This is a genomic window from Poriferisphaera corsica, from assembly GCF_007747445.1.
In the GTDB taxonomy this organism is placed as follows: domain Bacteria; phylum Planctomycetota; class Phycisphaerae; order Phycisphaerales; family Phycisphaeraceae; genus Poriferisphaera; species Poriferisphaera corsica.
This window is the reverse complement of sequence record NZ_CP036425.1, coordinates 3,875,961-3,901,450: the sequence shown is the minus strand read 5'-3', so window position 1 is coordinate 3,901,450 and position 25,490 is coordinate 3,875,961. Positions and strand designations below refer to the sequence as shown.

Here is a 25,490-nt window from a genome sequence, read left to right as displayed (position 1 = left end):
CCAGTTGGTGGAAAGTTGAGTGTTGTGCAAGCCCTGTCATAAAAGACAGGGCTTTTATGTTGTAATTAATAAGCAATAGGCCTGATGACTGTGGTCATTTCATGGAATCGATGCGGCTGAAGTTGTACGATGTTTTTATCGACGTTAGCAGATTCTATACATACCATCTGTTTCCATTCATCGTCTTTGAAATCGGTCATCCGTTGTGATTTATCGATCCATGGATTCCACACGACGGTTGATTTTGAATGATGTTTATCTATGAAAATACGTCTTCGGAGAGTGGGGTCAACGATCTCCGACGTGCCCGCAGTATCAATATACACACGATCAGTTTCACCCGTGATTGTGATAGGATTGCTTTCACCTTCGTGTATACGGAAATGATCAATTTTATTTATAAACGAATCATACTCTAATCCTCGAATAGTTACTTTTGTGATGTCACCAACAGAAAAATAGGTGTGTAATGCTTCTTCGAATTGATGAACTTCGTCCGTTGGATTATTGACACGAAGTGTCATTGTGAGGTGTTCACTGAATGCTACGAAGTACTGTAATTCGAATGGGGCAATGTATGCTTTGAGTTCGAGAACAAGTTTACTTGAATGGTAATCCGCGCGAGCCATTTGCCATTCCATTGTTCTAGCATAGCCATGCATTGGTAAATTGTTATCGTGCTTGTTTGGCCCAAACCAAGGGAACACGATTGGGACACCACCGCGGATCGGTTGATCGGCTTCATATTGTGAGTTAGAGCTTAAAAAGAGTATATCCGCGAAACCACTTGGCTGAAATCGGGAAATATGTGCGCCATGCAAATACAACTCGCCTTTACAAAGATTGTGTGTGATGACCGCACGGGTTAGCCCACCTTCTCCAATTTCGAAACGCAAGACATCATCAATGCTGAAATACTCATTGAGATCTTCGATTGATTGATTGACATGATTCATCAGGATGTCCTTGTTGATGTCTGTAAATCACGAATTTGTTCAAATATACTATCGGTTCACGTCATGGCTTCGACATATTTTTGGCAGAAAACTCCAGATTCAAGTGATATTCAGCCTCCCATTTGGCTCATTGCTCGGTTGCCGACATCCTTATGTACTTCGGGTTTGAGATCAAGACTTTGTTGAATTGCATGGACTAGTTTTTTGTGGGAATTGACCTCAAGACAATAGCGAAGAATGTTGATTTCGCCGCCATCAAAAAGACATGCTCTAAGGTCTCCGTTAGCGGTTAATCTTAGACGGTTACAGTTTTCGCAGAATGGACGACTCATTGCCGAAATAAAACCAATTCGGCCGATGTGCCCAGGGATTTGAAATACATTAGCCGGGCCGACGCCATATTCATCTGATCTAGATATTTTTATTAATTCACCGAAATGGTGCTCTATCCTCTGTTTTATGACTTCATTCTCTGTGACTAATGCTAGCGGGTTATTTGAATTTCTATCTAATAATTGAGAATTCCCAAGCGGCATGTATTCAATAAAGCGGATGGTCCATGCATTATGTGTGGTTAATTTCGCAAAAGAGATGACTTCGTCATCGTTGATACCCTTCATCACGACCGTATTTAGTTTTATTTGCTTAAATCCAACATCATTGGCTGCTTGAATTCCATTTAATACGTCTTCGAGTTGAAAACGACCTGTCTTGCCCGCGATGGCATCGAAACGGGTATGATCGAGAGTATCTAAAGATATCGTAACGCGATCTAAACCCGCATTTTTCAGCGCAGATGCCTGTTGTGGTAGCAGTACTCCATTGGTTGTGAGTGAAATATCAACAGGTTCAAGCTTGCGTATTCCAGCAATAATCTCACATAAGTCGCGTCTAAGTAAAGGTTCACCGCCTGTGAGTTTGAAATGTGTGATTCCTACTTCCTTGGCAGCTTTGCAGACCGCAAAAATGTTGTGAGCGGAGAGCACATCCCGTCCAGGCAGAAATTCTAAGCCTTGTTGTGGCATGCAATAAACACAACGAAAGTTACAACGATCTGTCACAGAAATCCGCAATAGCTGCAATGACGTTAAGCTTCTAGGCCCCTTCGCAAATATTGGTTTTGTAGCCCGGGTTTCGAGTACTGGTAAGGCAATATTCATCGCAAGCGATTGTAATTCGCTGCCAATTATTCGTCTCTAGAGGTTTGTGTGTAGATAAGCACATGAAGGTTACCTCGCAACTGCTATGAGTTCATCTAGAGTCATGTCATAGATAAAGTTGTAAGTCTCGTAAGGCAGCCTAAAATCTTCATAAAAGATTTGTCAACAAGTAACTTACCTGCGATCATGATGTTCCAAATATGTATGAATTAACATGCCCATCCTGTAAACTCGTCACTGAGAGCAGCTTCATCCGAGCGAGTGCGATCGTGCGATGCCCTCAATGTAACCATCGTTATCGAATTGAGCCACATGACTTTCGGAGGCGTTGCTATACCGAAATGCATGATGAGGATGCTGAGCGCGCAATGGATGACACGCTGCCACTTCGCTTTGATCCCCATGGATCAGTTGTGGGTTTGTCAGGTTTGTCGGATAAAATGCGTACTAACCCTGACGATTGCTTAGGCTTAGATGATACCCAGCAGATGAATATCGCGATTGCATCTCTTGCGCCTGAGGGCGATGATTCTGACAGCCAAGTTCGGGTTGGAGATGTGCCAAATGAATTCAGAATGGTCATGCGGCCAACGGGTAGTACTCGGTACCGTAGCCTTTATATCGCAATTGGCCTGTTGACCGCGTTTGTTGCAATTATCGGTGCTACCATCATCTATGCGACTCGGGTGATGCCAGAGAATTACGAGGGGAGCATAGAAGGCGATACGGAAGCCATTCATGTGACCCCAGGTGATAACCTTGCCGTTTCAACACCTCTTCAAACCAGAGTGACGCATAAATCATGGAAGTTGGTCGGTGAGCAGTATAAGTATAATTCTCGCAAACCGTCAGCCCTCGTTAGGGTTGTCAATACTAGGAAGGTGCAGGATCGCAAGGGAAATTGGTGGTATGAAGCTCAACTGACAACACGAGAAACAGATGTCATCGCATTTGCTACCGTGCATATATCCTTAATAGATTTATCTGCGATTGAGAATTTTAACATCTCATTCCCTGTATCAATGATTTCCGCCAGAACACCTGTGAATCTACGCATACCCATGCCGAATCTTGAGGGTATCGATAAACAGCGTGTCGATGCATGGGTGGAAGTTGATCGAAAATATGATCATGCACAATATGTTCGTCCTGATCAGATTACTGCAACCCCCGCAGGTGAATCGCATGATTCAAGACTTCGAATCATTACCTACAACAAAACAGATCGCGATCTTCGCTATATCATCTATCGTATTAATGCAATAGATGAAGGTGGTGCTGTGATCGCATCGTGGGCTACTATTTGGGATCATCGAGTTCCCGCGCAAAACCTTGTGCGATTTGTTACGATGACCCCGCTACCCAAAGACAAAAATGTCGCGCGTTGGGATATCGTGGCTGCAGCAGAGTAATCTCAAGACCACATACGTTCTATACGTGAAATTTTCTGCCTGATAAAACAAGGATATATTCGCATCGTATGCTGTTTTTTCCCGTCAAAACGGACCGCCCGCTCAAACGCAAGCCATGGATTAACTATGCACTTATCACGTTAAATATCGTGATATATTTAGTTACCTATCAGCAGATTCTTGGGGCACAAGCTGCCCTAAGTCCAGAAAATTACGCTAGATTCGCAGCCGCAGCGAGCCAGCAAGGTCTCACGATTCAACAGCTTATTTCGCAATATTTCCCTGTCACCGATTACTATCTGCGTCCAGGGGATCTACATTTCTACCAGTTCTTTTCCTACCAGTTTTTGCATGCAGGTGTTTGGCACCTATTCGGCAACCTAATCTTCCTATATGTATTTGGGAACAACGTTGAAGATCGTTTAGGCCATTTAGGATATCTCTTCTTCTATTTAGCCGCAGGCATTGTTGCCGCATTAGGGCATGCCGCGTTTAAAGATTCCCCTTGTCTTGGTGCTTCAGGAGCTATTGCGGGTGTAACAGGTGCTTACCTCGCACTTTTCCCACTGTCTAATATTACGATTTTTTACTGGGTTATATTTGTCGTTGATTATTTCGAAGTCACTGGCATCGTACTCATACTCTTTCGTGTGGCTCAAGATATCCTGTTTAACTTCTTTGGTAGCGGTAACGTTGCTTATATTGCACATATCTCAGGCTACATTTTTGGATTTGGCTTGTGCATGGCATTATTGCTCATACGACTTTTCCCGCGAGAACCTTACGATCTGCTCGCGCTCATCGAGCGACGGCGTAGACGCTCGCAATTTAAACGCATGGTGGCGGTTGAAGGATCACCTTGGCAGTCTAATATCTCAACTATTTCAGCCGAATCCGATGTGCCGCACACGTTTTCACCGGAAGAGCAGCAGTTAGTGGATCTACGGGCACAAATCACAGCTGCAGTCGCGCAACAGAACATGGCTCATGCAGCCAAACTTTATGAGCAGCTCTTGGCAACATCTCCTGATCAAGTCCTCTCAATGCAGCATCAATTAGACGTCGCCAACCAGCTCATGGCCGATGCGCGGTACGACTCTGCAGCACAAGCATACGAAATATTTCTTAAAACTTATGCAGCATACCCGCAAAAGAATCATGTAAGACTTATTCTTGGCTTGATTTACGGACGCTATCTTTCACATCACAATCGGGCAAAGATGCTACTGAATGAAGCGATGGAATCGCTGGATGGTGCTGAAAAAGAACTGGCTGAAAACGTTCTCAAAGAAATTTCATAATATTCACATCCAATTGATATGCCCTTTGATCGATAAGCTTGATAGCTACTTCGCATGTTATGGAAGCTGCTGCCTATCTTTCCAATTCTATACTTAGCTTGCGCATCAAGATCCAGTACGGAAATGGGCGCATATTCAATGCATATGTTAGGGCAATCTCTATAGTGTCTATTCAATTGATGTGTTTGATTGATTAAAATCCCTTTTCACTTCTAGAATGAGCCTAAACCACAGACTACCTTGCTGATATTTCTTGCCATGGGAACATCTATAGTGCTATAAATTTCAACATCTAATCGTTAGATGGAGTAGAAAGTTTTGTTTAGCTCAGTACAATAGCCAATGCAGCAGATAGCTGCCCCCGGATTGAAGTATTAGAACCCATTTTCGGACAAATCCATTTGACGGGGCTTACTCTGGAGAATAAGAAATGCCTAGCGACAAACACTCACACGGAATCACTTTTCATCAGGCTCTGATATTGGCTGTCATTGAAAAATACCAGCCATTGACCTCTTCCGAGATTGCACAGTACTACCAGAAGCACGTTAAGATCGAAGTCGCCTATAACTATCAGTACATCGTGACTCGTCGTCTTGCCGATCGTGGTCTGATCCGTGCGAAAAAGACGAAAAAAGAACCCGTTTTCAAATGGGAAATTACAGCTCAAGGTAAGAAGCTCCTCAAAGAGATGAAGCGTCTTTCAGGAATTCTCGCAAAGCTCTAGATTTAGACATTATTTTGACTATAAAGCAGCACCGATTTAGACGGTGCTGCTTTTTTTAGACGTACTTCCATCGGTTTGATAAAAACGCACCCTATGATCAGGGTGCGTTGCAGCAATGTTAATTTAGGCAGCTAGACTAAATTTGAAACATATCAATATCCTTATTGGTTGTGTATTCAGATTCAGTAGGATTTGCAGATCTGTAAGCTGCCGCAACATAATTTAGAAAATTTAATGGCGTCTGCGTAGCATCATTAACCCGCCTAATCCTAATAACGCAAAGCTCGCAGGTTCTGGAACTGAAGTGAGATTTAAGTTGCCTGTCGATGCCAGAGCATATTCCTCATATACATTGTTTTCAGGCAGGTATGCATCCCAGTCCAATGTACTAAACAGATCGACACCAGCTAACTTTAAAACGCCCTTGATCGCATTGGTTAACGCCCAGCCAAGGATTCCTTTACCTTTCTGCCCTGTAACGCGTTCAAATAGACCTTCAGCAAATTCATCAATCGATTGAAGTGCTTGAGCATCATCATGGAAATCTACATTTGCATACAGCGACCATGTCGACGAATCGCCAATGACATTGATTCGGCTAACTGAATTTGAAAAGAAATTATCAGCCGTATCCTGCAGATCTGTCACGATACTTCCTAGATGCTTCGAAGCATTGCCGGATTGATCGCTTCGCCACGCACTCACTCGTACGCTATGCGTCAATGCCAATTGCTCCAGATTTGGACCACCTCCGAGTAAATAGAAATGTGCGTCTCCCCATGCTTTCCCTCCCTCAACAGCCTGTTCTTCCGCGTCCTTTCCTTGACTGATGTAGTCAAATTCCAGCATGATGCCTGCATAGACATTCGAACACGAGAATACGAGCCCAAATGCGAATACGGTGATGAGTGAATACCTTAAAAATCCAAAACTCTTCATCATGAACCCTTTCAATATGAAATATGATGAATTTGAAATGATTGCGAAATGCTTCAATAAAGGTTCATATAAGCTAAGTGATTACCCTATCATTGGTCGTGGGTTCAAGACAATAGACAATCGTCACAGTGAGGCGAATATTTTTATGAAGGTTTTGTATCACGATCCATGCTTTCACCTTTTTGCACCATCCTTAAACGCGCGGGCTAATTTAAGGTCAATTCTTGGCTGAATCCCCATTGTTCGCGTGTGTTTGTTGTTGGGTTGTTTTTATGTAAAATCATTTAAGATAGTTACTTACACCTCATATCATGTTTCGTTAGGTAGTGGCCATATTCTGACCAAATCACAGGTCAATTTTGTCGGATTAGCTTCAAACCACTACAATACTTGCGTCAATTTTTTGACCTCCGGATCACCAAGCCACCGGATGTTGCCCTCGGCTTGCCGGAACTGGCCACAGCCAGAACAGGTTGCCATGCCTTTGCAGTCCAACCATTGCTTCTGTCATGAGTACCTGACATCAAAACCCCAAACTTAAACTCGGAGTCCCTCCTATGAGTGAGTTACTGAAAGGTAATGCGGTCATCGGTCAGTCCGGCGGCCCAACCGCGGTCATCAACCAATCTCTCGTCGGCGTAATCGAAGGCCTCAAAGGTCACCCCGGCGTTGAAAAAATCTACGGCGCTCATCACGCTGTCGCTGGCATCGTCAAGGGCGATTTCATCGAGCTCCAAGATTGCACCGAAGATTTCCTCAACAAGATCGCCAATAGCCCATCTTCCGCACTCGGCTCATCACGCGATAAACCAGATGCCGCATACTGCAAACGCATCTTTGAAGCATTCGAAAAGAACAACGTCCGTTACTTCTTCTATGCTGGCGGCAATGACTCTTCCGATACTTGCCGTATCGTGAACGAGCTCGCCAAAGAAGAAGGTTACGAGCTTCGTTGCTTCCACGTCCCTAAAACCGTCGACAATGACCTCGTCCTCAACGACCACACCCCAGGCTTTGGCTCAGCAGCCAAGTTCGTTGCACAAGCCTTCATGGGTGATAACCTCGACAACCGCTCACTCCCAGGCATCAAAATTAACATCATCATGGGTCGCCACGCAGGCTTCCTCACCGCTGCTTCCATTCTCGGCCGCCGCGAAAATACCGACGATGGGCCACATCTGGTCTATGTCCCAGAAGCCCCATTCGACGAAAGTAAGTTCATTGACGACGTCGAAAAAGTCTACAAAAAGTTCGGTCGCTGCCTGATCGCCGTTTCCGAAGGTATTTCCGATAAGGATGGCACAGCAATCGCTGCGAAGCTTCAGGAGAACGTCGAAACAGATGCACACGGCAACGTTCAGCTTTCTGGCTCTGGTGCTCTCGGCGATCTTCTCTCCGATCTCATCAAAGACAAGCTCGGTGCACGTACAGGCGAAAAACTCCGTGTCCGCGCGGATACCTTCGGCTACCTTCAGCGTTCATTCGTTGGTTGTGTTTCCGAAGTCGATCAAGCCGAAGCACGTCAAGCTGGCCGTCGTGCTGCTGAACTCGCACTTTCCGGCGACCTCGATGGTTCAATCGCCATCCAACGTGTCTCCGACGATCCATACAAAGTTGAATTCAATCGCATTGAACTCTCTGATGTAGCCGCGAAAACTCAACATCTCGACACCAAGTATGTCGTTGATGGCTGCAACATCTGTGACTCTTTCAAGAAGTACCTCGCCCCAATCGTTGGCGAACTTCCAGAGATCGCAACCTTCACATTCGACAAATAAGTCGAACACGCACAATAAATCCAAAAACAACCCCGGTCATCCGATCGGGGTTGTTTGTTTTCTATCCTCATCTTCCCTAATCACACACCATCAAGCATTATTCCTCATTCAAAATAACCCGATCTGGTACTTAGTCGTGCTTACAAGCATACACTTATGTGGACGTTAATACCCGCATTGGTTGGTTAGGTAGTTGGTACGTGAAGTTCCGAGAACGATTACTACTACTCATGATGTTTATCGCGCTGCCTCCGCTGATATTTCTCAGCATTGCAGATCACATTTTCCTGCGCGAGCTTGGTGAAGAATTATCCATACGCACGCACAATAATCTCGTTCAAGACGCTCAAAATGAACTTCGGCAACTCGTCGATTCGTATGCCCGTATCATGGAACGCGAAATCAGTCTCGTCTCTCTTCTGCTCTACATTCAAACCGAGGAAGCGCAACGCCGTTTAAACGCGCCATTACCGCTCAAATACTCTGAATCTAATAACGCTCCAAGCTTAGAACATTACCCGCCTTTGCTGACACCTCACAGCACAAGTGAACCATCCCTCAATTTCGAACAACACAGTATCTATCTTCCTCCCGGCGTGTCCGCCATTGATGTAGATGAGGAGATCAGCCGACTCGATGATTTTGATGATGTACTCAAAAAACTACACACAACCGAAGGCGATATCATCCTTTGGCAATACATTTCTCTGAAATCCGGCGTTCATCTTAATTTTCCCGGCAACTCATATATCCCTGAAGGCTATGACGCTCGCAAACGGTCATGGTTTCAAGAAACAATTAACGAAGCAATCCTTGGTTCTTCTAAATCTTCCGTCTCACGTGAGGGTACCATTAAAGATGAAGTGCGTTGGTTCCCCTTAATCGTCGACTCGCTCACCGGCCAAGTTACGATGACAGCCACGCTGCCTATCCGCAATGCAAACGATGAAATTATCGGTGTGTCTGGAATAGATCTTAAACTTACTGAAATTCTTTCCTCCGGCCGTCTGCCATCACAATGGTCTAACTCTCGATTACTACTCATCGCATTAGCCAATACAAACACGCTTGAACCCTATAACCCAGCTGCTGGTGACATACCAACACCCGTGATTATTGCAGATACCGAGCTCCAAAACGAACAACTTGATTGGAAATTGCAACTTAACATCCACCCGTTGGTGATTGAATCTACGAATGTTAGAAACAAACTGATCGAAGATATGCTTGATCAAAACTCAGGTATTATGAATGTAATGCAAAACGAGAAGCAGGCTGTATGGGGTTACGCTTCTATTGGTCCTAGAGCATGCCTTCTTGTGATGGTGCCTTTTAATGAAATTGACGAGCGAGCCTCTGTCATTCGCAGTATTGCTGAAGAGAAAACATGGCAACTCATCCGCATTTCAACGGTTGTTCTGATCGGTGTGATCATCCTTGTGATCGTGCTCGCATGGTCGCGTTCACGTACAGTTACCGAACCGATTCTTCGAATGGCACGCGCCGCAGAACGTATTGCCTCCGGCGACCTTGATACCCAAGTTCATCTTCCACGTCGTTCAGATGAAATCGGGCAGCTCGCCAATACATTCAACGCCATGGTTCCCAAGCTGCAAGATCATCTTCGGCTTTCCGAATCGATCGATCTTGCAATGCAAGTTCAACAAGCATTATTACCTGAAAAACCCCCTGTTTTCCATGATTTAGATATTGCTGGATGCTCCCTCTATTGCGATGAAACAGGCGGTGATTACTATGACTTCATTACATTTGAGAATGCGCCTCATCCTACACTGGGCGTCGCAATCGGCGACGTGGTTGGGCACGGCATCGCCGCTGCTCTTCTTATGGCCACAACGCGGGCTTTGCTAAGAGTTCATGTTATATCGCCAGATGACCTCAAGACAATATTCAAAAGTCTTAACGCCCATTTATGTGAGTCACGTTTTGCAGGTAAATTCATGACATTGTTCTATATGAACATAACTCAATCTGGCCAGCAAAATTCACAATTGAATCTGAACTATATTTCGGCTGGTCACGACCCAGCCTTAGTCTATGATATGGATAGGCGCGTCTTCACCGAACTTTCTGGAACAGACATCCCGTTGGGAGTATTGCACGATTGGCCCTATAGCGGCGCAAAATCAACCTCGATTACACCGGGTAAGATTCTGTTTTTCGGCACAGATGGAATATGGGAAACAAGAAATGAAAATCGTGATTTTTATGGCAAAGAACGCTTGCAGCAAATAATTCGGAAGAATTCTCATCGTTCAGCATCAAGTATCGCAGATGTCATACTTAACGATATTGCAAACTTCCGCAATACCTCTTTGCAAGAAGATGATATCACATTGATCATCATCAAATATGATCTAAATAACACAACCCAATCGCACGCATCTACGCAACCAAACTTCTAGAGTCAGCCTTGTCATTCACGTCATAGTCATCAATCGAAACCTGATCAGTTTCATCTAGATGTATGAGCCAATTGTTTCGCGGCCAAAATGTTTGCCCTTTAATCGACCCGTAAAGAAGGATTTTAAACTTACTCATTTTTACTGCATGCAATTTCATAATGGCTTTATTTGTAATTTCCTGTATTGCGTCCTCATCAATGCCTTCAGAGCAACCAACAAGTAACTTCGTGTGAGGTTTCCCTTCAATGCCGGCACACATTGCCACACCTCTAATCTCACCCATCTCATCTCGAGCGATCAGGCTCAATGTATGCTGCACATAGCCACGATCAATCTCACATCCGCATCCTCCAAGAAATAAAACTGCATCATCTACCTCTGGTAAACGTATCTCAGCAATTCTTAGATTCATGTCATTAATCCTCATCCAAACACAAGCAGTTTAATTCAACACACATCGTTTTTATCGTCCCGATTTGCATTTACTCATACCGCGACCTGTATGGATGTCCGCAATCTCCTTTTGATATTCAGAATAACTAACATATCTTCACTTATTGACTTAGAGTTATGCGGGTTATGACGTTTGGGCTAATAAAAAAGCCCTGCTTCGAGCAAGGCTTTTAGTAATCACATATCTAGTTATATCAGCATATTGCTTCAGCATCACGGTCGCTAAGCATGCCGCCATCGCCGCGTTCCTTCACGGTGCCATCACGTTTCCAACTACGCTCGCATCTTGATTCCTCACGCAGATCTTGGACAGCAATCGCTTCGCCAGTAGCAAAACGGCTCACACCAATCAGATCTGCAAGATCTACAGCATCAAATGCATTGAGATCCACATCCTTGATCTTATTCCATACCAAGCCAAGATCTAATGGGTTATCGATCCCTACTTCTTGGCGGTAGTCCTCAATGGTTTTGAGCATCTCATCTCGAGTATCCATAACACCCGTCCACTCATTGCTTGCAAGTTCTGCAATCAGGCTGCAGCCTTTCATCGTCGGGAACTCTTTGACGTGCACGCATTCGTTACTTTTCTGGTCAACCTTCAGTAATGCTCGCCACGCTTCATCAGCAGTGTGTGGCATGATCGGCGCCAATAAGCGTATCAAGCCACTAACAATCCGATAGATAGCCGATTGACTTCTGCGGCGTCTCGCACTGTTCGTCTTATCGCAATATAAACGATCTTTTACCGCAACAAGATAAACGCTCGACATCGTATCATTGCAGAAGTTGAACAGATCGCGGCTTAGTGATCGGTACTGATAATTCTCATATTTATCAACAACTCCTTTTGCCATATCAACGTAAGCCTTCATCGCCCACGCATCAATACTCCGTGCATCATCATGACTAAATTTATGAGCATCAGTTTTTGGATCAAAGTCACTCAAGTTCGACAGCAAGAAACGGATCGTGTTACGTACCTTACGATACTCTTCACCCGCCACTTTAAAATACGATTGATCAACCTTAATATCGTTATCCGTATTTAGTGAACAGATCCACCATCGGCAAACATCCGCGCCATACTCTTTCATCAAATCCTGTACATCAAGTGTATTACCCAATGATTTACTCATCTTGTGGCCGTTTTTGTCGACCATAAATCCATGCGTTAGCACCGTCTTAAACGGGCTCACGCCATGAATTGCCACGCTCGGCAGCAGCGAATGCTGGAACCAACCACGATGCTGGTCAGAACCTTCAAGATAAAGATCCGTGGTTTCTTTCACGTTCTCATCAGCATGCTTGGATTGCTTTGCTTCCCAGCCTTCACGCACAACCGCATTCCAGCTTGAACCTGACTCAAACCAAACATCAAACGTATCCTTGCCCTTGCGTAGACCGGCTAACGCCCCCTCAGCTTTCGCCCATTCCGGAGCTTCCGCATCGTTGGCAACATCATAGCTTTCTAATATCTGATTAGATTCAGCAACAAACCACGAATCTGACCCATGCTTACCGAAGCATTCCGCCACAGCTTTCGCACTCGCCGTCGTCATCAGCGGCTCGCCCGCTTCATTATAAAACGCTGGGATCGGCAAACCCCATGAACGCTGGCGACTAATACACCAGTCTGGCCGCGACTCAAGCATCCCACGCATACGATTGCGACCCCACTCAGGCAAGAATCGTACATCCCCGCCGTCACTGGTGACGACCTCAGCCGCATGACGCAAGCCTTCCCCACAACCATCATACGCCTTATCTACGCCGACAAACCACTGTTCCGTTGCCCTGAAAATCACCGGCGATTTCCCTCGCCAGTCATGCGGATAGCTATGCATGAACTTATGATCATGGAACAAGCTTCCCGCTTCACGCAAAAATTCGACAACCTTATCGTTCGCTTCCCAGATGTGCATGCCCACTAACCACTCCGGCGCCGTCTCGTCATACGTGCCGTCAGGTCTAACCGGGCAATAGATCTCGATTCCTTCACGCAAACCCGTTTGATAGTCCTCAACACCATGGCCCGGTGCCGTGTGAACCATCCCCGTACCATCTTCCAGTGTCACGTATTCTGCATGGACAACCGGGCAAACCTTTCCAGTCAAAGGCTGCTTGTACTTCAGCCCAACCAGCTCCGAACCTTTGAACGTCTCAATCGGCTCAGCATCTTCAACACCGCCCGCCGCCAGTACTTTCTTCGCCAGTTCTAATGCCACAATAGCCGTACCACTATTTGGCAGCTTAAATTTCCCATACTCATAACGCTCATGTACAGCCACGCCCATATTCGCAGGCAGCGTCCACGGCGTGGTCGTCCAGATCATCAGGTACTCGTTCTCTTTCCCTTCGATCTCAAAATTCACATAAACCGACGTGTCTTCACGGTCGTAATACTCAAGCTCCGCATCCGCCAACGCCGTCTGATTCTCAACCGACCAGTGCACCGGCTTAAGCGCTCTGTAAACCAACCCCTTTTCCACTAACCCCGCGAATACGTTTAGCACCCCTCGCTCATATCGCGGCAACATCGTCAAATACGGATCATCATAATCCGCCATCGTCAATAGCCGCTGCATCTGCCCTTTCTGCAGCTTCACAAACTTCTCAGCATACGTCTTACACTTCCGCCTGATCTGGATCGGCTCCATCTCTTTCGCCTTCTCGCCCAAATCCTGCATCACCTTGTGCTCAATCGGCAACCCATGGCAATCCCAGCCCGGTGTATACGGTGTGTCATATCCCATCATCCCACGACTTCTCACCACTAAATCCTTCAGCACCTTATTCAGCATGTGCCCCATGTGAATATTCCCATTCGCATACGGAGGCCCGTCATGGAACACAAATCCGCCCTTCGCATATCCGCCCTCTTTCCCTTTCTCACGCAACAGCCCGTACACATTAAGCTTGTCCCATCGCTTCTGTGATGCCGGTTCGTTCTGCACCAGATTCGCCTTCATCGAAAACGCCGTCTTCGGCAAGTTCAATGTCTTCTTGTAATTACGCTTTTCTGCCTGGTCACTCATCTTAAGTGCTTCCTATATCTTCCTTTACGGGCCATCTCAGGCCCTCGTATGCTTCAAAATCATATCCCCCGCCGCCATCGACGGCCCCGCCTCCCGTTCTCCCCAAAACAATAAAAAACCCCGCTTGTAGGCAGGGTTGACTGTTCGTTGTAACGATCGCCGGCCCTGCCACTCATGCAGTGCTAATGATAATAATTTCAGCGATAATCAATATTTGCGGTTTCATCTTTAAGCTATTTAGTATACCGCCTCCCCACTTCTCGGCAAAATAACCGTTTCCCCCTCAATCGCAGCCTCACGATGGCCTTTCTGATCCTCGGCTTGGTGTGACTATTAAGTCTCAAATCAATCCCCGCCTCCCACATTCAGACCGATAATACATTGCTTGAAAAATACCCCGGATCCCCCTCATTCCGATAATAAATCCATATTCAGTCTAAATCGCACCATAATTGTTACTAAACAAGTAAAGATAATTCGTTTTCAACAATCAGCCGGCTGTAGTTGCCAATGACCCAGATTACAACCGATAATACCCACACACGATCTGGTACTGTTTTTCCTACCAATCAAACTTGTTCTGTGTCCTTTCTGCGTTCAGCTCGAAGCAGTTGCGCTATTTTTATGCGCTCTTATTGAAATGGGTCAATCATGAAATCTTCATCCTATTCCACCGCGATTCTCCTCGCCGCATTCTGTTCCATGGCGATTCCATCTTCACTTAACGCTGGCTTAGTTAACACGAGTGGTAGCAATTGGGAATATCAGATCGGCGGTCCTGACCCAGACTTCCAATCCTTCACCGGTGCTGTCACAGTTAATGTCCCGACCAGCGTTGTTGACCCCGACTTAGTCAGCCCGCATAACATCAACCTCGCGGCCGGCACGTACTGGATGACATCTGGCGATGACATGAACATCAGTATCGAAGGGAAAGTTCAAACCTTCAATACAAGTGGTCAACTTCATTCAATCTCAGCAACTGGCACTGCCAATCTAACCATCGATCTCGCTGCTAACTCAAACTACCAAGTCTACTCACTAGACTACGGCACACGCGGCATCTCTATCGATAGCGGGAACCTCGACTTGGGAACCGTCGCAGGCACGCTCAGCGTCACAGGACAAGTCGACCCCGGTGGCGATTCCAATGTCTACGCGATCAAAGCCGGATCTGGTGCCATAACCAGCACGCGTATCGCTGAAACCGGCATCATCTCCGCAGCAGGCACCGGCCAGCACATCTACGGCATCCATACCGGCGGCACAATCACCATCGGCACCACAGGCACAGGTGGCGACGGCGACATGGCAGGTGATTTCCTGATCAACACAAAACGTTCCGGCGAATCAGATTCCGACTATCAATCGCGTATCGTAAATACATCCAATGTGCACGGCATCTATGCCAATGGCGCCGTTGATATCAAAGGCGCTCTTAGCGGCAACATCGAAGTGCACGCCGGCAAAAGCTCCACAGATGAATCCAACGCATCTGCAATCACTTCCGCTGCAGGCAACATCTCCATCGGATCAATCGCAGAAACCGGTGAAATCAATGTGACAGGTACTGGCGACGGCGTCTCCGGTATCCATGCAAGTGCCGGCAACGTCACCATCTCCGGCCCCCTCGCCGGCGACATTGACGTGCAATCAAACGGTAACCAAATCTTCGGCATATTCGGCCAGCAAGGTGTCACCTTAGACTCAATCGCTGACACCAGCCTCATCTCCGTCACCGGCGCCGGAAATGTGATCAATGGTATTTCCGCCGGTTCCGCAAACGGCCTCACCATTACCAACCAACTCGCCGGTGATATCACCGTCGTATCTACCACTGATGGTGCTACAGGACTATATTCAAGTGGCAGCGTCACCATCGGATCCATCGCCGAAACCAGCCAAATCACCGCAACCGGCGCAGGTTCGGATGTCAATGGTATCCAGGGCAACACAATCGACATCCTCGGCGACTTCGCCGGCGACATCACGCTCAACAGCACCGCTTCAAGTTTCCGCCAATACGCAATGACCGCTATCAACGACATCAATATCAATGCCTTCACTGACACCGCATCAATCACAATCACCGGCAACAGCGCTCTCGGTATGGGACTCCGCAGCCAAGCCGGCAACGTCAACATCACCAACCAACTCGCAGGTGATATCACCGTCAATGGATCAACAAGCCTCTACGGCATCAACGCCGGTTCAGGTGTATCCATCGGCGCACTCTCTGGCGATATATCTGCCACCGGCACCTCAGACGTCACAGGCATCCATGCCGGCCAACTCGTCGATATCGGCACTGTCACTTCCGGCGGCCAGATCAATGTCACCACAACAAATGACCAAGCCTACGGCATACGCTCCATCTCAAACAGCATCGACATCGACTATTTGAGTGGTAATATCACCATCGATGCCGGTAATAACGCGAACGTATCCAATGCATACGGCCTCTACGCGGATAACGACATCACGATCGGCGACTTCGACGACACCAGCAACATCGAAATCAACGCTACAGGCTCCAACGTTGCCGGCTTCTATACCGCTAATGGCGATTTTACGTCTTCAAACACATTCGTCGGCGACGTCACCATCAATGCCGGTCAAAACGCTGGCGCTTCCTACGCCTACGGTATCCGCGCAGCCGACAACGTCTCAATCAATTTCGTATCTGCCGACAGCCACATCAATATCGCCGCAACCGGCAGCAATGTCGCTGGCATCTACGCCGGCTCAGACCTCGAGATCACCAGCACTTTCGGCGGCCGCATCACCGCCACGGGCGGCAAAAACACATCTGACCAATCTTTTGTCAGCGGTCTGTACGCAACTGATAATGTCCTGATTAATTCGATTGCTGAGGAGAGCCATATCCACGTCGGCGGATCCGGCACTTTCGTCCGCGGCATTGTCGCCAGTAGCGGCGATCTCGACATCACCGGCAACCTCGCCGGCGACATCACCGTCTTCAGCACAGGCCATAACAGTTTCGGCTACAGCTCTGCCATGGGCATTCAAGCCGAAGGCTTCGGCGCTCAGAGCATTCGGATTGGCAACATCACATCAACCAGCAACATTAACGTTACCGGTTCAGGCCGCAACGTCTACGGTATCACCACGCAAGGCTCCGGCGGCATCACCATCAACACCATCGCTGGCAGCATCTACGCTCAAGGCGCCAGCGAAGTCTATGGCATCGAAGCACACAACGGCCCCATCACCATCGGCAACATCACCGGCATAATCTCCGCTATCGCAACTGACCCAAGCGGCGTTGCCGCAGCGATTTCAAGCGAATCCTATGCGGGCGGAACTTGGTCGCCATCGAATCGCGACGACTCAATCACCCTATCCACCGGCGCAAACATCATCGGCGACATCCGTCTCAGCGACCAAACCACCGCCGATGTTCTCACCCTCCGCGGCACTGGTACCTACAACCACAACCTCTACGGCATCGAAACACTCAATATCAACCAAAACTCTGATACCACATCAACCCAAACAGAAACATGGCAACTCAACTTCGCCAACGATTACGACAATACCGATCAACGCAACGTCTTCGATACCATCAACGTCAACCACGGCACCCTCGGCTTCAACAGAAACATCAAAACCACAAACCTAAACGTCGCAGCCAACGGCGGACTCCACTACACACTCGATGCCGCATCAAAAACAACCTCAACAATCGAAACCACAAACGCCTCTTTCAACGACGGTGCAAATATCAGCACCCAGCTCAACGGCCCACTCCAAGGCGAAGCCCAATTCACACTCGTCGATTCAGTAAACACAATCACTTTTGAATCCGACGTCACCGGCCTCAACCTCATCAAAGACACTGCTCTTATCGATTACGAAGCCGAACTCTCCTCCACCGGCAACCAAATCATCCTCACCGCATCAACCTTCGCTGACCTTCAGGAATACGCAAACACTCCAGCATTCAAAGCCGCGCAATCACTCCAGGATGCTTTCGACGCCGACCTCACCGGCGACGCAGCCGACGTCCTCGACAAATTCCAAGACCTTTCAGAAGAGGAACTCGCAGAGCAGCTCAATAAAATCACTCCACAACAGTCACTCTCAACCGCCAACGCTGCTACCGAAACCACATCATCTATCGCTCGCTCACTCACCGTACGCACACAAACACTCAATGCCGGCCAGGCTATCGCCGCTGCTGATTCAGACGCTTACCCACTCCTCTTCTCCGGCCCAACCATGCGTGATGAAGATGGCTACGAGTTCTGGACCTCAGCCTTCGGCTCATTCACAGAGCAAGACGATGATGGCAGTATCCCCGGCTACGAATCCAAAGCTGCTGGCACACTCGTCGGCCTCGACCGCATGACAGGCAACGTCCTCCTCGGCGCAGCCTTCGGCTTCGCTCATGCCGACATCGATTCCAACCAATCTCGTGGCTCAACCGATCTCGACGCTTTCACGTTAGGTGCCTACTTCGCCTGGACCGATGAAAACTTCAAATTCGAAGGCGGTTCCATCTACACCCTCGGCCTCGCCGATTACAAACGTGAAACCGCACTCGGCCGAACCGCCGAAGCCGACGATGTGAACTCACACACTTTCACCAACTACCTCGGTGTTTCTTACGACATCGTCTCTAACGACAAACGTCTCGCCTTCATCCCCAATGCTCAAATCGCCTACACATATTTCACACAAGAAAAATATGAAGAGTCCAAAGCCGGCGCTCTGAATCTCAACGTCGATTCATTCGACAACGATATCGTCACAGCCACCGTTGGCCTGAAGAGCATCTATCAAGCTTCAGATAATCTCAAGCTCAATGCTCAGATTAATTACAAATACGATTTCGCTAACGATGCTCCAACTGTCACCTCAACCTTCCAGTCCGTTGGCTCCACACCCTTCAGCACCACCGGCATCGAATCCGATAAAAATGCCATCGAATTCGGCACCGGCTTCGACTACCAGATCAACGATCGTATGAAAGCTTCATTCGATTACGCATACGAGCACCGCAGCAGCCTCAAGACGCAAAACATTACTCTCGGCCTCAACATTCTCTTCTAAATGAAATTTTCCAACCAACAAAAAGCGGCCGCATACATGTGGCCGCTTTTCTTTTATCAATACCTGATTTCAAGATTTTGTTGCACAATCACAAACATCACATGTGCAGCAAGGACACACTACTTTTGTTTCAACACGTCCCGTTGAAGGGGCAATCGATTTCGTCGTCTTCTCAGGACACATACACGGATCACATTTGCAGCACGTACACGCCATGATATTCACCTTGTCCCCAGTCCCAATCTTGTCCGACACATTCCCCACGCAGCCTCCCAGTACGCCAAACATCATCAATAACAATAGAAAAGTTAACAGTAGTACCACGCTGCGTAACAGCACAAACAAACACAACGACATGCCCCGTTCTGTATCAAATTCAATTTTTCCGACGCGCATGATTCATCATCCTTATCCTCAAGAGACATGACCCACCACGTCCACATTACAACGAATCGCCGTCGTCACAAGTTGATATAAACCTGTAACCACAGCGATATCGTCGCCCCATCTTGGGGTATTAAACATGCTCCTCTCATCCTCACCTAGCCTCTTTCCGGCTTCTCTTTCTCACCCATCCAGCCTCCCTTCCGCCCCATTTCCCCACTCACAATCACTCAATAACGATACCTTCTACAGCATCCTTGCCGAGCGAAAACGCTTGGTGTATGCAACATGATTGCCGCCGAAAACTTGCGGGAAAGCAGCACGCAACCATGTGCATACCATGACCCTTACATCACGGGAGCATGTGACTTGTAAGCGTCATCATTTGTCCTGACCATCACGGTCTATTCATCCGTAATAGATATCTTTCACCTGCAACAAATCGCTATCACTCAAAGAAAAAAGACCCTCAACCGTGTTTTCACACAGCTGAGCAGTCTCTGATCTTTATTGATATCGTTGTTGTCATATCCATCACGAACCACCTGGAGGGATATTCTAAGCCGCGCATTGCACGCAACTACTTATTGTTAGCTTTCTCAGATACAACCGCCACTACGTTGCACAGCAGCAATCGCATCACCCCGCCATTTCTCCCACCATCGATCATTAATACCGACGGCTTTTCTTCTCCATCTTCTTATCATCATCCATCTTCTTGTCTTTATCTTTGTCCATCTTCTTGTCGTCGTCTTTCTGTTCGACTTTGTCCTTCTCATCAACGTCCTGATCGCCAGCACAGCCAACAACCATCGTGAATGAGCCGCAGAGCAACAATGCACACAGCAATGTCATTAGATTCTTCATGGTGTTCGTTCCTTCTGTAGTTATCTCGCGGCCGCCACCGTTCATTCTTTGCAGCCATGTATTACCACATTCGGCTCACCGCTTCTTTTCCCCTTAATATCCCACACAATAATCCACTTATGGGAGGTGAACACCCATTTTAAACACATAAAACAATCAAACTAATGGCCACCCCTAAATATCAACCCTAAACAACTAACCAATCATTAGATAGATTTGGTTTCACTGAGCCCAGTCAGTAAATCCTGTAGCGGCCTCTGTATCCGGTCAAACGAACTCGTCGGTATGCTCACCGTTCCCCATGCCGCAGATCGCGGCCTCATATAGCTCATATACTCTTCCAGCTTCACCGCCGTCATCGCATACCACCGATCCTTAAACTCAAAGATCTCCATAAATAAAGCATCCGGCGGCTGCACATCGCACCAATATAAAAACACAAACACCGGCACGAAGTTATCTCCGAAAATATGCTGCCATTTCGTTAACCCCTTCACATCATCCTCTGTCACCCAATTCTGTAATGCCCGTCCCGTATTCGCCGCATGCTTTCGCCCTTTTACATCTATTAATAAGTTAGCCCCGCCTTCTGCATAAACTACAAAATCAAAACTCTTAATGTTAACCTTCCCCGCACCCTTATTCCCGATCAGAGATCGTTTCGCTTCATCCACTGAAATATGCGGAATCCCGTTTTCTCTTAGGTAATGCTCAAAAGCTAACTCATAATGAAAGCGGCGTTGCATCTTCTTTACCCTTTATCCAAATTATGTGTAGCCGCAACATATCCACACATCCAATTGCCTATCCGAAACTTTCTGAAACGATTATAAAACCCCATTGTATAATCTGAAACAAAAATTACTTATCACAATCCGTCAACTCCGGATCCATGTCCTTTAACGAAGAGCACCGTTTTTCATCAGCAACCGATTCCAGAAAATGTACCCGCTCTTTCTCACTTAGATCTAATCGCCTCACTACCTGCTTCGCCGCAGTGGTCGAGATCTCTTGCTTTACGTTCAGTACCCGTGATAGATACGCCGGGTCCAAACCCAACCACTGCGCAAATGCTCTCATCGAATATTGCTCATTATCTTTAACACGTGTTTCAATTTCACGTTTCAAAATAGCGATATGCTTGTGGTTTTTCTGACCCATCATAAAATCCTTCCGATTCAATTATAGACCATTCTGGCGTTGAATTTACAATAGGCCGCAAGTACTTGCAGCCTGTTTTAAATGAAATAATGTGTATTCCGGAATTCAGCCTGGATATATTCGATTTTCGAACTAGAAGTCGTTTACATCCGTGCTGTGCTTTATAATCCTAATCTCATACATACCGCATACACCTAAACAATCACAAGCCCACGACCGCCGGTCGTGGGGTGTCTTGCAATTCGCAGCTAATTGTTTACATCTCAAGATCCGGTTGTGAGACTTTGATTCATACGAACAGTGGGGGAGATGCGCGCTTTCTCAAGGGCGGGTTTGTAAGTTTGATCCGTACGAACAGGGGGGAGATGCGCGCTTTCTCAAGGGCGGGTTTGTAAGTTCGATCCGTACGAACAGGGGGGAGATGCGCGCTTTCTCAAGGGCGGGTTTGTAAGTTCGATCCGTACGAACAGGGGGGAGATGCGCGCTTTCTCAAGGGCGGGTTTGTAAGTTTGATCCGTACGAACAGGGGGGAGATGCGCGCCTTCTCAAGGGCGGGTTTGTAAGTTCGATCCGTACGAACAGGGGGGAGATGCGCGCCTTCTCAAGGGCAGGTTTGTAAGTTTGATCCGTACGAACAGGGGGGGGATGGGTTAGGGTTGTTGAGTTGTTTTGGCTAGGACGATTTCGCGGATGCAGACGGATTGTGGTTGGCTGTAGGCGAAGTACACCGACCGTGCGACATCTTCAGCTGAGATGATGCCATCCATCGCTGTTTTCCAATCCTCGTAACCTGATTTAATATTTTCGTCCGTGGTGTGTGAGAGTAATTCAGTTTCAACAGCACCTGGTGCAATAGTGGTCAAGCGAACGTTACTAGCTGCAATTTCTTCTCGCAGGTTTTCCGTGATCGCGTGAACCGCAAACTTGGTTCCGCAGTACACCACATGATTGGGAAACGTTTTCCGACCAGCCACTGACGACACATTGATAATCGTTCCGCCTTGCCGCTGAACCATTGGCTTAAGCACCGCATTGACCCCGTTGAGCACACCCATCACATTCACACTCAACATCTTGTCCCACTCATCAGGCGATTGATCCGCCAAGAATCCTAACAACATCACGCCCGCATTATTGACCATACAATCCACTGGTCCAAACTGCTCCTCCGCATCTTTTACCGCTTCCTTTACTGCATCGCGATCTGTCACATCGACCTGCGCACAGATCACGTTTGGCAAACCCAACGCATCTAACCGATCAACTCGCCGCGCCAATAAAAGCAGCGGATGCCCGTTCTCCGAAAACAGTTTTGCTGTTGCCGCACCGATCCCCGATGACGCACCCGTAATGACGACCAGTGGTTTATGATTCTCAGACATTGTAAAACTCCTTTTCTCAGGTGATATGCAATTTCAAACTTGTTGACCAAACTCTCGTTGACCAAACTATAGATTCATCTTTCCTGATATCCAGAGCCGCGCCTTCAATCTGCTTGTATTACTGTTGATTTTTCCGTCAACACCCCATCCTCTCCCCCCCCCCCTCCCTGTTCGTACGGATTAGACTTACAAACCTGCCACTGAACAGACGCGCACATACAGGTTAAACTTACAAACCCGCTACTTAATAGACGCGCACATACAGATTTAACTTACAAGTCCGCCACTGGGCAGGCGCGCACATGCAGGTGTAATTTACAAGCCCACGACTGCTAGTTGTGGGGTATCCTGCTGCCTATAAACGAATTGCCTGCATTTTAAATCGTTACTGCACCCACCCATCAATTGACATAATTCGCACCACTCCGTCGATACCGAACCACTGCTTCGCACAACCACGCGCCCATGACCATTCCTGCCGCAACCACAGCCTGGAGCACCGGCAATAGCATTACCGCAATCCCATTCCCCGTCCCGACAGTCATCTCACTAACCACCGCATAGCCCAGGCCCACGACGAATACATCCCCAGCCACCAACACACCAAGCGCAGCCCCCGACGTTGGTATCATCAAAAACCCACCCGCCATCACCACAAACGGCATCCCAAACCATGCCACCAAAACATACCCCATCATGTCCCCGAATATGTCCCCGCCCATCATGCCCCATAGCCACACGACGAACCCACCCCAAAAAAACAAATTCAGCGCGGCTAACACTTGATTAGTCAATATCCCAATCGGCCATCTGTTCATCAAACACGCACCTCATATTCTATTCTCATGATCCTTATGATCTACATTTTATTCGTTTCATCCTGTCATATAAACAAAAAAAGCCACGAATAAATCGCAGCTTTTTTACAGTTTCGTATCAACAGATATAGCAATATAAAATCGCTATACTAACGCATGATTAGACAGCATCATGGAGCGTTTTCGCCACCTCATCGAGTCTCACTTCGACCTGCTCCTGCGTATCAAGATTCTTCAGCTGGCCGCTCTCCGGTGCATCATCCAATATCAACGCATACCGTGAACTCGCACCGACCGCCTCTTTTAACAATCGGCCCATATTCTTAGTCGTCTTATATGAGAACCTCGCATGTAAACCCTTGGCTCTCAAATCTGCAACCAAAGGTAATACCTTTTTCGCTCCCAGATCACTCACAGCAAGCACATAAATATCAGGGCGATGGCCGATATGATCGGGAATTAAACCTTTGTCGCGTAATAGGTTAGAGAGGACAACATCACCCATGCCAAACCCGACCGCCGGTGTTTTGGGCCCGCCGAACAGGTTGATCAAATTGTCATATCGGCCGCCTCCAGCCAGCGCACGCTCTGCACCCGATGATTCGTGGATTTCATAAACCACGCCTGTGTAATAAGCTAGGCCGCGCACGATGCCGAGGTCATACTCGCACCACTCCGCAATTCCGAGGTCATGCAGTTTGTCATCCAACTCTTGAAGTTCTTTCACATCCGTTTCAGGCATTCCGATCGCTTTGCAGAGTGAACCCAGTGACCCGGTGCGATATCGTGATCGGCAGGCTTCTTGGAAACGCTGAACACGGTGTTCATCGAGTCCCAATGCCATGGCTGCTTTTTCGAAATCCTCAGATTCCATCTTGTCGCGGCGGTCGAGAAGGTTGAATGCGTCAAGAATCTTATCCTCTGGTACACCTAGGGTTATGAGAATATTTTTGACCACATCGCGGTGTGAGATTTTGACCCGGACGTGTTCTGGTGTGACACCCAGCTCGCTGAGGAAGTCGATGGCAACAAGGATGGTTTCGGCATCGGCGAGTTCGGATTCGAGGCCGAGCAGGTCGACGTTCCATTGGAGAAATTCGCGAAGGCGGCCGCGTTGCGGACGCTCGGCGCGGCAAAGGTTCGGGATCGTAAACCATTTAATAGGCTTGGGTAATGAATTGGCTCGGTCGGCAACCATACGGGCGAGGGTCGGTGTGAATTCAGGGCGAAGCGCGAAGTCGGTCGACCCATTCTCGCGACGAAAACTGAAGAGTTCAGAGACGATGCCGTCGCCGGATTTTACTTTATAGAGATCGAGTTTTTCGAAGATCGGGCCGTCGACCTCTTCGAAGCCGTGCCGGATGGAAACTCTTCGCCAGGCATCAGTTATATAGTTCTGCCAGGCCATATCCTCGGGGTAAAAATCACGTGTGCCTTTGGGTTTTTCGATCTTCATGGCTTTTCGTTGGGTCTTGGGTTCAGGGGGTTTCGTTCGTGAACGCTGACATAGCATTGAGCGACAGAGGGGCGGAGGGAAAAGAGGGATGCGGTCTTAAGATCGACATAATAGCAGGGAATGGGGATTGGAGGCGAACCCATATGGGTGGTGTTT

The 25,490-nt window shown here is 47.6% G+C and carries 17 protein-coding genes; 6 read left to right on the top strand and 11 right to left on the bottom strand.

Annotation, left to right across the window (positions count from 1 at the left end):
- Window positions 1–65: 65 nt before the first annotated feature.
- Both KS4_RS15875 and moaA read right to left on the bottom strand, forming a co-directional pair.
- Window positions 66–956: a D-hexose-6-phosphate mutarotase gene (locus KS4_RS15875; protein WP_145080427.1), complete on the bottom strand. Its 891-nt coding sequence runs from the start codon at window positions 954–956 to the stop codon at window positions 66–68.
- A gap of 110 nt (window positions 957–1,066) precedes the next feature.
- A complete protein-coding gene (gene moaA / locus KS4_RS15870; RefSeq protein WP_145080424.1) occupies window positions 1,067–2,116 on the bottom strand; it encodes a GTP 3',8-cyclase MoaA in 1,050 nt (349 codons plus the stop codon).
- 368 nt (window positions 2,117–2,484) lie between these two features.
- Between moaA and KS4_RS15865 the strand changes: the two genes are divergently transcribed.
- From KS4_RS15865 to KS4_RS15855, 3 genes are all read left to right on the top strand, one after another.
- Window positions 2,485–3,528 carry a hypothetical protein gene (locus KS4_RS15865; protein WP_145080421.1) on the top strand — a complete coding sequence of 348 codons (1,044 nt, stop codon included), beginning with the start codon at window positions 2,485–2,487 and terminating at the stop codon, window positions 3,526–3,528.
- 68 nt (window positions 3,529–3,596) lie between these two features.
- Window positions 3,597–4,829 (top strand): rhomboid family intramembrane serine protease, encoded by a 1,233-nt coding sequence (locus KS4_RS15860; protein WP_145080418.1) that lies wholly within the window; start codon window positions 3,597–3,599, stop codon window positions 4,827–4,829.
- 430 nt (window positions 4,830–5,259) lie between these two features.
- Window positions 5,260–5,556 (top strand): helix-turn-helix domain-containing protein, encoded by a 297-nt coding sequence (locus tag KS4_RS15855; protein WP_145080416.1) that lies wholly within the window; start codon window positions 5,260–5,262, stop codon window positions 5,554–5,556.
- 231 nt (window positions 5,557–5,787) lie between these two features.
- Here the strand turns inward: KS4_RS15855 and KS4_RS15850 are convergent, their stop codons facing one another.
- Window positions 5,788–6,498, bottom strand: a complete 711-nt coding sequence (locus tag KS4_RS15850) for a PEP-CTERM sorting domain-containing protein (protein WP_145080413.1) — start codon at window positions 6,496–6,498, stop codon at window positions 5,788–5,790.
- Between the two features lie 554 nt (window positions 6,499–7,052).
- Between KS4_RS15850 and KS4_RS15845 the strand changes: the two genes are divergently transcribed.
- Together KS4_RS15845 and KS4_RS15840 are read left to right on the top strand one after the other, a co-directional pair.
- Window positions 7,053–8,273, top strand: coding sequence for a 6-phosphofructokinase (locus KS4_RS15845; RefSeq protein WP_145080410.1), 1,221 nt, complete (start codon window positions 7,053–7,055; stop codon window positions 8,271–8,273).
- Window positions 8,274–8,503: 230 nt separating this feature from the next.
- Entirely contained in the window at window positions 8,504–10,699 is a 2,196-nt protein-coding gene (locus KS4_RS15840) for a SpoIIE family protein phosphatase (protein WP_145080407.1), read from the top strand.
- Here KS4_RS15840 and KS4_RS15835 read toward each other — a convergent pair.
- Window positions 10,680–11,111, bottom strand: coding sequence for a hypothetical protein (locus tag KS4_RS15835; RefSeq protein ID WP_145080404.1), 432 nt, complete (start codon window positions 11,109–11,111; stop codon window positions 10,680–10,682). The genes KS4_RS15840 and KS4_RS15835 overlap by 20 nt on opposite strands.
- A 235-nt stretch (window positions 11,112–11,346) precedes the next feature.
- Window positions 11,347–14,190, bottom strand: coding sequence for an isoleucine--tRNA ligase (gene ileS / locus KS4_RS15830; protein ID WP_145080401.1), 2,844 nt, complete (start codon window positions 14,188–14,190; stop codon window positions 11,347–11,349).
- A gap of 651 nt (window positions 14,191–14,841) precedes the next feature.
- Between ileS and KS4_RS15825 the strand changes: the two genes are divergently transcribed.
- A complete protein-coding gene (locus KS4_RS15825) occupies window positions 14,842–19,266 on the top strand; it encodes an autotransporter outer membrane beta-barrel domain-containing protein (protein WP_145080398.1) in 4,425 nt (1,474 codons plus the stop codon).
- Window positions 19,267–20,319: 1,053 nt separating this feature from the next.
- On the opposite strand, the gene KS4_RS15820 is transcribed toward KS4_RS15825, so the two are convergent.
- The 6 genes from KS4_RS15820 to hisS form a co-directional block, all read right to left on the bottom strand.
- Window positions 20,320–20,517, bottom strand: coding sequence for a hypothetical protein (locus tag KS4_RS15820; protein ID WP_145080395.1), 198 nt, complete (start codon window positions 20,515–20,517; stop codon window positions 20,320–20,322).
- Window positions 20,518–20,723: 206 nt separating this feature from the next.
- Window positions 20,724–21,263: an HYExAFE family protein gene (locus tag KS4_RS15815; protein ID WP_145080392.1), complete on the bottom strand. Its 540-nt coding sequence runs from the start codon at window positions 21,261–21,263 to the stop codon at window positions 20,724–20,726.
- A 115-nt stretch (window positions 21,264–21,378) separates the two neighbouring features.
- Window positions 21,379–21,678: a hypothetical protein gene (locus tag KS4_RS15810; protein ID WP_145080389.1), complete on the bottom strand. Its 300-nt coding sequence runs from the start codon at window positions 21,676–21,678 to the stop codon at window positions 21,379–21,381.
- A 650-nt stretch (window positions 21,679–22,328) separates the two neighbouring features.
- Window positions 22,329–23,060 (bottom strand): SDR family oxidoreductase, encoded by a 732-nt coding sequence (locus tag KS4_RS15805; protein ID WP_145080386.1) that lies wholly within the window; start codon window positions 23,058–23,060, stop codon window positions 22,329–22,331.
- Window positions 23,061–23,461: 401 nt separating this feature from the next.
- Window positions 23,462–23,878: a hypothetical protein gene (locus KS4_RS15800; RefSeq protein ID WP_145080383.1), complete on the bottom strand. Its 417-nt coding sequence runs from the start codon at window positions 23,876–23,878 to the stop codon at window positions 23,462–23,464.
- Window positions 23,879–24,038: 160 nt separating this feature from the next.
- Window positions 24,039–25,334 (bottom strand): histidine--tRNA ligase, encoded by a 1,296-nt coding sequence (gene hisS, locus KS4_RS15795; RefSeq protein WP_200761357.1) that lies wholly within the window; start codon window positions 25,332–25,334, stop codon window positions 24,039–24,041.
- Between the last annotated feature and the right edge of the window lie 156 nt (window positions 25,335–25,490).

Bases quoted from the DNA above. Each gene is read 5' to 3' on its own strand.
- hisS (WP_200761357.1), bottom strand. From the start codon at position 25,334: ATGAAGATCGAAAAACCCAAAGGCACACGTGATTTTTACCCCGAGGAT.
- KS4_RS15800 (WP_145080383.1), bottom strand. From the start codon at position 23,878: ATGAACAGATGGCCGATTGGGATATTGACTAATCAAGTGTTAGCCGCG.
- KS4_RS15840 (WP_145080407.1), top strand. From the start codon at position 8,504: ATGATGTTTATCGCGCTGCCTCCGCTGATATTTCTCAGCATTGCAGAT.
- KS4_RS15875 (WP_145080427.1), bottom strand. From the start codon at position 956: ATGAATCATGTCAATCAATCAATCGAAGATCTCAATGAGTATTTCAGC.
- KS4_RS15850 (WP_145080413.1), bottom strand. From the start codon at position 6,498: ATGATGAAGAGTTTTGGATTTTTAAGGTATTCACTCATCACCGTATTC.
- KS4_RS15835 (WP_145080404.1), bottom strand. From the start codon at position 11,111: ATGAATCTAAGAATTGCTGAGATACGTTTACCAGAGGTAGATGATGCA.
- KS4_RS15810 (WP_145080389.1), bottom strand. From the start codon at position 21,678: ATGGGTCAGAAAAACCACAAGCATATCGCTATTTTGAAACGTGAAATT.
- KS4_RS15865 (WP_145080421.1), top strand. From the start codon at position 2,485: ATGGATGACACGCTGCCACTTCGCTTTGATCCCCATGGATCAGTTGTG.
- KS4_RS15820 (WP_145080395.1), bottom strand. From the start codon at position 20,517: ATGAAGAATCTAATGACATTGCTGTGTGCATTGTTGCTCTGCGGCTCA.
- KS4_RS15845 (WP_145080410.1), top strand. From the start codon at position 7,053: ATGAGTGAGTTACTGAAAGGTAATGCGGTCATCGGTCAGTCCGGCGGC.
- KS4_RS15825 (WP_145080398.1), top strand. From the start codon at position 14,842: ATGAAATCTTCATCCTATTCCACCGCGATTCTCCTCGCCGCATTCTGT.
- KS4_RS15860 (WP_145080418.1), top strand. From the start codon at position 3,597: ATGCTGTTTTTTCCCGTCAAAACGGACCGCCCGCTCAAACGCAAGCCA.
- KS4_RS15815 (WP_145080392.1), bottom strand. From the start codon at position 21,263: ATGCAACGCCGCTTTCATTATGAGTTAGCTTTTGAGCATTACCTAAGA.
- KS4_RS15805 (WP_145080386.1), bottom strand. From the start codon at position 23,060: ATGTCTGAGAATCATAAACCACTGGTCGTCATTACGGGTGCGTCATCG.
- KS4_RS15855 (WP_145080416.1), top strand. From the start codon at position 5,260: ATGCCTAGCGACAAACACTCACACGGAATCACTTTTCATCAGGCTCTG.
- moaA (WP_145080424.1), bottom strand. From the start codon at position 2,116: ATGAATATTGCCTTACCAGTACTCGAAACCCGGGCTACAAAACCAATA.
- ileS (WP_145080401.1), bottom strand. From the start codon at position 14,190: ATGAGTGACCAGGCAGAAAAGCGTAATTACAAGAAGACATTGAACTTG.